Source organism: Legionella tunisiensis, from assembly GCF_000308315.1.
Taxonomy (GTDB): domain Bacteria; phylum Pseudomonadota; class Gammaproteobacteria; order Legionellales; family Legionellaceae; genus Tatlockia; species Tatlockia tunisiensis.
Window position 1 is genome coordinate 1 of record NZ_CALJ01000149.1, and the last position, 5,059, is coordinate 5,059.

The window sequence follows — 5,059 nt, forward strand, 5'->3', positions numbered from 1 at the left end:
AAATAATCGCAGCCTATTGCGGTCTCCGCTCCTCGGCCTTCAGCCTTCCATGGCGCGCAGTAAACGGGTTAATTTTAGTGCATTAAATGCATCCAATATTCCACGCTATCAGTATCACCATACTTTACGTCAATCGATTGAATTATCTGCCACGAGCTATTCTTACCAAGAAGGCCGTGATGGGAGAGCGTATCAATGGGATAATATTGCACCAGAGGTAGCACTAATTATCCTGCAAGATGCCGAAAAGAGTGGCATGTTGATCAAGCAAGAGGTGATTAAGCAACTTGGCTCAGTTGACTTATTTAATGAGGCCGTCTTAGATGCTGCATTAGACACTTTTAACAATAATCCTGACAGTTCACTGTTCACTGTTCACTGTTCACTGTTCACTGTTCACGCAAAAATTGGCTTTACGCATCACTGGTAACCCATTAACTCAATTGACTCGCGAAGAATTAAAATTAGCGGGGATTACTACTGTTGAGCAATTTGACAAAATTTATTGTGATCTCTTGCTTGAACAGGAGAAATTAACCAAGAATTTTCCTAACTTTGAGAAAATTAAAGATAGTGATGACTATAATCAATTGCTCGATTTCCTGGCTAGTAATCCTTTGTATGATAATCGTTCTTTAGAAGAAGATAATCCTAGCCTCACATATCTCTGTCAAGGATTACGAGAAATAAACGGGCTTTGTACTTTTTCCTTGAGTGACAGGCATGAAATCTATCAACCTCTTTTCATCAATATTCAATTTAATCATTTTGATGAGAAAGAGCATTTGCGCAAAGAGCTTGGCCGACAACTTACGGAATTAATTTTTAAGAAAACGAATACGGATATCCCCACCAATAATTTTAGAGCGTAAGACTGCTTACATACTATATGCATGCGCCGATAAGCAATGTAGATACAAAACCTGTGTTGCTTGTAAACAGGCTACCTGGCTGTTCATCTGTTAGCGTATCAATTATTACTATGATTTGTTAGTGAACTCCTATATATACAGCACACTCTTCAGGATTTTTGTATATTTCAAAATCAGTGATATAGGTTCTTCTGAGTGGTCTTGTTGATGAAAAATATTGCCATATTTCTTGCCAGATTTTGATGATTGCCTGAGGCATTGACCCTCGATTTTCAAAGATGAGATAATTCCCCGTCTCTATGCTAATTGAATTAAATTCGGGTGGACGCTGTTTGCCCTTCATTTCTATTCCTGCTGTAACTGTATAGAATCCTGTAAAGTCTGAATCATAATTCGAATAGACTCCGAAAATGGGTAAGTCGCTTTGCTCTCGCTGAAATTTTTTGACGATATCCTGATTATAAAATTGTTCCCATAGTTTGGGTAATTTAGCGCTCTGAGGATCGAATTCATTATCATTCTTTGTTCTTATACATAATCCCGAAATAATGAAATTTTGCACATGGATTAAATACGGTTCTTTAACAGACATAAAATTCTCCTTGATAAATGAGAAACATGAGTTGCAGAGGTGACCAGCCAAGTAGATTCATGATGGATTAAATACCAAAGTCGATTTTTAACAGATGGCTTAAGTCCAATAAATATGACAAAATCGGAGACCATTTTTTCCTTACCGGCTTGTTTAACCTAGTTTAGAAGACTTTGCTGTCAAATTCTGTCAGTAATAAATAGATTGGATAAGTGAATGCAACAGATAGGGACAAATGATAAGACTCGGTATTATTGGCTGTGGCGATGTTGTAAATCTCTATAAAGGATTTTCCAGCGAACCCCTTAAGACAATGGGGTTGGAAGTAACCGCCTTAGTTGATTCTAATCTAGAGAATACAAAGAAAATAGCAAGTTATTTTGCTAATCCTATCCTGACAACATCTTTTGATGAACACGTGATTGCAGCTACAGATGCTGTCTTAATTGCAGCACCTAATCATTTACATCATCATTATGGCAAACTTTGTTTGGAAGCAGGCAAGCATGTGTTGATGGAGAAACCTTTGGCTCTCACACGAGTTGAGTGCGAAGAGTTAATCGCTATCAGTAGTAGAAAGAATCTTATTCTGATGGTTGCTCTCTGTATGCGTTTTCATCCCTTACTACAACAATTTAAATCGTTGTTAGACAAGCGACAGTGTGGGGACTTATTTCAATTGTCCATTTGGACCGAGCAGCATACGGAGTTTCCACAGGACCATTGGCATAATCAACAAGAAACATTAGGTGGTGGACAGCTATTTAGTCATGGTTGCCATTATATCGATTTATTGATGTGGTTTTTGGGGCAACCAGTTGAAGGTTTTTTCTGGGTACGAATAAAGAAACTCCCTGGATGGAAAAAGAAGGTACAACCAATGTCTGTTTAAAGTTTTCTGATAATTCGTTGGGTTATTATTTTGGTACCTGGGGGGCGCGCGGCACGCGTAATGATTATTTAATGCAAGCTCATGGATCAAAGGGAATGTTGGAAGCAGATTTTAATAAGTCAACGATTACAATGTATTCGAAGGGTAGTGTACAAGATACAAAACAATTCTATACTGGCTACACCAAAGAAGAGTTGTTGTTTAAAGAAGAGATAGATATGAGTGAAATGTATCACAATGAAATGCTTCATTTCTTAACTTGTATAAAATCAAACCAAACACCTTTAACCGATGCGACAGTGGCATTGCAAAGTATGAAGCTTATATGGCAGTTATATCAAGATGGCTCCCTGCAATCAGGCAAGGCAAACGTCTCTGAATGGATTTAAAATCCAGATGTTCTGATATAGGATCAACTGGATGCCGTCATAAATCATGGTAGGTAGACATTTTCTACGTCCGCGTTTTATACGCGGAATCTAATTCCACTCTCATTTATTAGATGCGTTTACAACAATTCCCAAATCGTATTGAATAAAACTTTATTCATTGCTGCAACATTGGGATTTTCAATCAAAATAGCCAAGAAGGGCTCTACTTTTTACACAAGTAGTACATTTTGATCGTAGATAACTATATTGATAGTTAGCTCCATGGGTTGAGGCAAAAATTTGATTTTTTGGCGGTATTGCTCCGCGTTTTTTGATAAGTTCTGCCATGCTCACTATCTTGTAAGATTAATTTGATTATTAAATTAAGTGTCGCACGTTTTTTTATAAATGCTTCAAAATAATCTGGATCAAGAGCATGCCATTTGCTCTGATCTGAAATCACAAAATAATCATCTCCCTCTTTGAGGGTTGTTATTTGTTTTATTGCTGACGGACTTGGTTCTTTATTGCAAGTATTGCTGGTTCCGCGGTAGTGTTCTAATGGTACCTTTTTTGCGTAGATTAAAATTTAAGATGCAACATGCAGTAGGTACGTCGACGTTAATTGGCTTTCCCGTTGCAATCATGGGGACTTTGACTTATAAGGATTGTGGTTCATCGCAGATGCCGCTTAATACCCAAACGATAGGTTTCTTGCATTGGCCTGCTTTTATCGCAATTATTTTGGCTGGTATGATCGGTGCTCCATTGGGGGTTCGCTTAGCGCATGCCTTAAAAACCTCCTTGCTGCAACGTGTATTTGCTACATCGGCAATTCTAATTGGTTTGAAAATGATTGTTAGCAGCTGATTGATTATCAACGTCCGACACCACCAACGCCACCTGGTCCACCGCTACCGGCACCTAAACCGCCGCCGCCATAATCTTCCTCAGTGGTAATAGGTTTTTTGAGTCCAAGAACAGCTACTGAGTATACTTGATAGGCCAAATAAGGCTAATAAAGTAAAAAGAGCACATATCCTTGTTTTTCTCATCCAGGCACCAATCAAAATAACTTATCAGAATGACAATAGTATGCACGATCCATGTCGTTACCACTACCTTTATTTACTTGTATTCATGCTTAAAACTGCAGCACTTTTTAAGTGTTTATTTAGCTCATTATGAAATAAAAATGAAAATAATGTTCATTAATTAATAATTTATTAAGGTTTACTCATTAAAATAACACTTCCTTATAAATGAACTGGAAATGAGTCTTAAGCGGCGAGTCATGCGCACTGATGGAACTGGGGGTAAAGGAATCACCAACACAACTCTTGTCCTTTAGGCTATTTCATAAATAGTGAGATTATTATGCCTTTTCGTATAGATGTTCCAACTCCTGATGGTCGGCCTCATATTGCACCAACCCAAGCTTATCAGGACTACTTAGATGATGTGGATCATTACGGTAATATTTTTGGGCCTTATACTGGCGTTAAATATACCGAAGTTAATTTATTTATATCAGTAAGTCGAGAGACGATTGGCTGGTTTATAGCTGCTCCGCTCGAGCATGATTATACTTCTCAACAATGGAGAAATGAGGTATATGGTACGGCGGCCGATGCACATCGGGAAATGGGATGTGTAGGGTATTATCGAGGTACTAATTCATTACATATAAGACGGCAACATCAAACTGCTGAAGAAGCGGCTCATAACCATAACCACTATCGTTTTGAGTCGGAGGTTACTCCAGAGCTTTTTGCGCAACATATCAGAAATTTTGTTAAATACGATAAATTATCTACTCATAATGATTCAAGCATGATAGGTTTATCAAAATTTCTAACAAAAGACGATGCTGAAATGATCATTGAAGCGTTTACTCAATGTTATATAACAGAAAAACGCACAGGTTTGGATAAAGAGTATGCTCAGGATCCTTATTATCAATATACTCGAGAAGATTTACTGGAGTTAGAAGAGGGACGAAAAATAGAAGGGTCTTGCCGTGATATGAGTAAGGGGCGAGAGCATACAATGTCGGGACTAAGATACGATCGTGCGGAGGAGCGTCAACATACTGATACGCCTTCCTCTGTGCTGGAGTCACGCCGAATTTATGCAGAAAGAAGCAAGGCATTGGAATCCATAAAGTTGAAGCGCGAAGCTATCGCAAAAGAATACTATAAAGGACAATTTAGTCAAACGTATAGGAGTTTGCCGACTAGTCTGCAATCGGATACTAATGGCAGTAAACTAACAGGAAGTATATCTGAATCTGGTTTTACAAAAGAAACTGTCACTACACTGAAAAAGAGTA

The 5,059-nt window shown here is 38.1% G+C and carries 8 protein-coding genes; 6 read left to right on the forward strand and 2 right to left on the reverse strand.

The annotated features are described in order from the left end of the window. Positions 1 to 430 (forward strand): hypothetical protein (locus BN58_RS23800; protein WP_040916381.1); only part of this gene is annotated, 430 nt, incomplete at its 5' end. After that, entirely contained in the window at positions 408 to 872 is a 465-nt protein-coding gene (locus tag BN58_RS28370) for a hypothetical protein (protein ID WP_019216621.1), read from the forward strand. The genes BN58_RS23800 and BN58_RS28370, both read left to right, overlap by 23 nt. A gap of 118 nt (positions 873 to 990) precedes the next feature. Here BN58_RS28370 and BN58_RS09555 read toward each other — a convergent pair whose 3' ends face one another. Continuing rightward, complete coding sequence (locus tag BN58_RS09555; protein WP_019216622.1) at positions 991 to 1,464, reverse strand: GyrI-like domain-containing protein; 474 nt, start codon at positions 1,462 to 1,464, stop codon at positions 991 to 993. 235 nt (positions 1,465 to 1,699) lie between these two features. On the opposite strand from BN58_RS09555, the gene BN58_RS09560 reads away from it, so the two are divergent. The 3 genes from BN58_RS09560 to BN58_RS09575 all read left to right on the forward strand — a co-directional run bounded on the left by BN58_RS09560 (position 1,700) and on the right by BN58_RS09575 (position 3,597). Further along, positions 1,700 to 2,356 (forward strand): Gfo/Idh/MocA family protein, encoded by a 657-nt coding sequence (locus BN58_RS09560; RefSeq protein ID WP_019216623.1) that lies wholly within the window; start codon positions 1,700 to 1,702, stop codon positions 2,354 to 2,356. Continuing rightward, the gene (locus tag BN58_RS09565) at positions 2,323 to 2,745 is read left to right on the forward strand and encodes a hypothetical protein (protein ID WP_019216624.1); all 423 of its coding nucleotides are present in this window, start codon (positions 2,323 to 2,325) and stop codon (positions 2,743 to 2,745) included. The genes BN58_RS09560 and BN58_RS09565 overlap by 34 nt, the downstream gene beginning before the upstream one ends. A 543-nt stretch (positions 2,746 to 3,288) precedes the next feature. Then, a complete protein-coding gene (locus BN58_RS09575; RefSeq protein ID WP_019216626.1) occupies positions 3,289 to 3,597 on the forward strand; it encodes a sulfite exporter TauE/SafE family protein in 309 nt (102 codons plus the stop codon). 7 nt (positions 3,598 to 3,604) lie between these two features. Here the strand turns inward: BN58_RS09575 and BN58_RS35990 are convergent, their stop codons facing one another. Then, complete coding sequence (locus tag BN58_RS35990) at positions 3,605 to 3,736, reverse strand: hypothetical protein (protein ID WP_019216627.1); 132 nt, start codon at positions 3,734 to 3,736, stop codon at positions 3,605 to 3,607. Between the two features lie 368 nt (positions 3,737 to 4,104). Here BN58_RS35990 and BN58_RS09585 point away from each other — a divergent pair. Next, positions 4,105 to 5,059 (forward strand): hypothetical protein (locus BN58_RS09585; RefSeq protein ID WP_019216628.1); only part of this gene is annotated, 955 nt, incomplete at its 3' end.

Coding starts and splice junctions, on each gene's coding strand:
- BN58_RS09560 (WP_019216623.1), top strand. CDS start 1,700: ATGATAAGACTCGGTATTATTGGCTGTGGCGATGTTGTAAATCTCTAT.
- BN58_RS09565 (WP_019216624.1), top strand. CDS start 2,323: ATGGAAAAAGAAGGTACAACCAATGTCTGTTTAAAGTTTTCTGATAAT.
- BN58_RS09575 (WP_019216626.1), top strand. CDS start 3,289: ATGGTACCTTTTTTGCGTAGATTAAAATTTAAGATGCAACATGCAGTA.
- BN58_RS09555 (WP_019216622.1), bottom strand. CDS start 1,464: ATGTCTGTTAAAGAACCGTATTTAATCCATGTGCAAAATTTCATTATT.